The organism is Chitinophaga sp. GbtcB8 (assembly GCF_019091455.1).
Lineage (GTDB): Bacteria > Bacteroidota > Bacteroidia > Chitinophagales > Chitinophagaceae > Chitinophaga.
Window position 1 is genome coordinate 1 of record NZ_JAGXJN010000085.1, and the last position, 2,100, is coordinate 2,100.

Below are 2,100 nucleotides of genomic sequence, written 5' to 3' on the forward strand. Positions count from 1 at the left end.
GGCATCGCTTAGATTTGAATGTCTAATGTATGCCAACTGCCGTGATGCTAAAATATGTATTTGCTCGTGGGGATACCATAATCCTCTTTTATGTGAAAGTTTTGATATGCATCATACTGCATTGTGTTTAGTTAAAAGTGAAAAAATGAAAAAGGGCCAGGTTGATACCTAGCCCTGTGTTAACAATAACTAACCCTATTTCCTAACCTATGGTTACTTTAAAAACCAGCTACTATGCTGGCCATTCAGAACATTTTTAATTTCTTCTGTGAACTGGAAAGCATTGACAGACCTGTCAAGGAAGGTATCTATATAGGAACTTTTATTAGCCCCAGTGAATAGGTTGTACAACTTCCAAAGATTAATACTACCATCTTCCTGCCTGCAAAAACTATTATCCCTATAATAATCCTTGCATACAGTGCTGATCTGGCTATCTCCAAAGAGTAAAGGGGGAATATCCTGCTTTACATGAGCAGGTAAGAAATTATACAGCTTGCACCTTCCTACTAGTTGTACAAACTGTTGTTCTGTAAGATGATAATTTGTAAAAGCCTTTAGTTTTTCCAGATGATTAGCTGCATTGTATTCCTGAAACAGACAATATATGGCATTCTTTAGCTGGTATAAATCCTTAACTTTTAGATCAGCTAAATAACCATCAGTCCAAACACAGAGGTTAGTGCATACCAAATTTTTAAAGCCAATAAAAACCTTAAAATTCTGATCTGTGCCACTTTTATTATATAAGTTATCCAGGTTATAGGATTTTACCCCTCCAATGGTTAAAGACAGCTTATTACCATCTATTGTATCAGAAATGGAAGGGATTTCAATAATGAATGCCATTCTTTCATAATACAGGGTCTTTTCGTGATCTAGCAGGTCTTTAGCTGCCTTATCTTTTGCTTCTGGCACTCTGCCCTTAATTGGATGGGAAAGCCTGATATTAGGCTTTAAAATGGCCTCTCTTTGAAAAATATCAGCTACTATCTCTCCTGTAGCATCAATAAAATCACAATGGTTGATTAATGGCTCATTGTCCTTGGCAAAACAAGGTATAGTATGATCTTTCCTGATCTGCTGAAATGTAAATTCTTCAGTGTTAGCCTCAATAAATGGCTTGGCTGTAGAAGTTTCTTCAAAATCTATATAAGATCTGTTTTCAGGTCTTGCTATAAGTGATGGTTGTTCCATAGTCTAGTGTATTATTTTATGCTAAGGAAATTATTTTAAAATGTGTTATTACCCTTTCATCTTTGAAGCAGCATATGCTAAGGCTGCATAAATTGCCTCTTGGGTGATCTGTGGATAGGCTATAAGAATATCCTGTATTGTTTCTCCTTCAGATAGCTTTTCCAGTATTACTTCAACAGTAATTCGTGTACCCTTAATGACAGGCTTACCCATCATTACTTTGGGATTTATCTCTATGTGTTGTTGTGCTTCCATTTATTAATTATTTGAACTTTTAGTAAAAGGGAAAGGCAGCACTACAAAGCACTGCCTTTCATTTATGTTGGTGAATTGACTAATGAGAATTGATGAAAGCCAGATTAAGGCTCATATTCAAACCTATAGTTCATAGTAACCACTTCACCAGTTCCAGGAACTGTATATTCCCAAGCTGCACACTCTTTCTTTACTATGGAACCTGCTATCTGTTTTCCAACCATTAATCTGGCTGTAGCTTCATCAATTCTTGTAGGTATTTTACACTTTTTTACATCAGCATAAAATTTGCCTGATTTTTCAGAAAGGAGAATTTCAATTTCTCCAATTAGTTCAAGACAGACATATGGTTTGCCCTCACCATTTTGGTTAAGAAAATAATTTTTAATAGTTACCATGTTATAAGTTTGAGTTAGTGAATTAAATATTTTTTTATAGAAATGGTGGGATAGCCCCCAACCAGTATCATTGAGTAGGGGGAGATAATGAGGGGTCCTAGTTGACAATAATGCTATATATTAAAATAAGGTAGAAAAATTGGGGGCTGGGATTTTTGGGGATAAAATCATTGTTGGTAGTATTACATAAAGTGTGTCAACGGGTTTAAAGATTCAGTTTTAATCGATCACTAAATATAATAGATAATTG

At 35.0% G+C, this 2,100-nt stretch carries 3 protein-coding genes; all 3 read right to left on the bottom strand.

Annotation, left to right across the window (positions count from 1 at the left end; genetic code table 11):
• Positions 1–213: 213 nt before the first annotated feature.
• Positions 214–1,197, bottom strand: coding sequence for a DUF3871 family protein (locus KVT36_RS31450; RefSeq protein ID WP_217607385.1), 984 nt, complete (start codon positions 1,195–1,197; stop codon positions 214–216).
• A gap of 48 nt (positions 1,198–1,245) precedes the next feature.
• On the bottom strand, positions 1,246–1,452 hold the full coding sequence (locus KVT36_RS31455; RefSeq protein WP_217607386.1) for a DUF433 domain-containing protein: 207 nt from the start codon (positions 1,450–1,452) through the stop codon (positions 1,246–1,248).
• Positions 1,453–1,556: 104 nt separating this feature from the next.
• Complete coding sequence (locus tag KVT36_RS31460) at positions 1,557–1,850, bottom strand: hypothetical protein (protein ID WP_217607387.1); 294 nt, start codon at positions 1,848–1,850, stop codon at positions 1,557–1,559.
• Positions 1,851–2,100: the final 250 nt, after the last annotated feature.

Bases quoted from the DNA above. Each gene is read 5' to 3' on its own strand.
- KVT36_RS31450 (WP_217607385.1), bottom strand. From the start codon at position 1,197: ATGGAACAACCATCACTTATAGCAAGACCTGAAAACAGATCTTATATA.
- KVT36_RS31455 (WP_217607386.1), bottom strand. From the start codon at position 1,452: ATGGAAGCACAACAACACATAGAGATAAATCCCAAAGTAATGATGGGT.
- KVT36_RS31460 (WP_217607387.1), bottom strand. From the start codon at position 1,850: ATGGTAACTATTAAAAATTATTTTCTTAACCAAAATGGTGAGGGCAAA.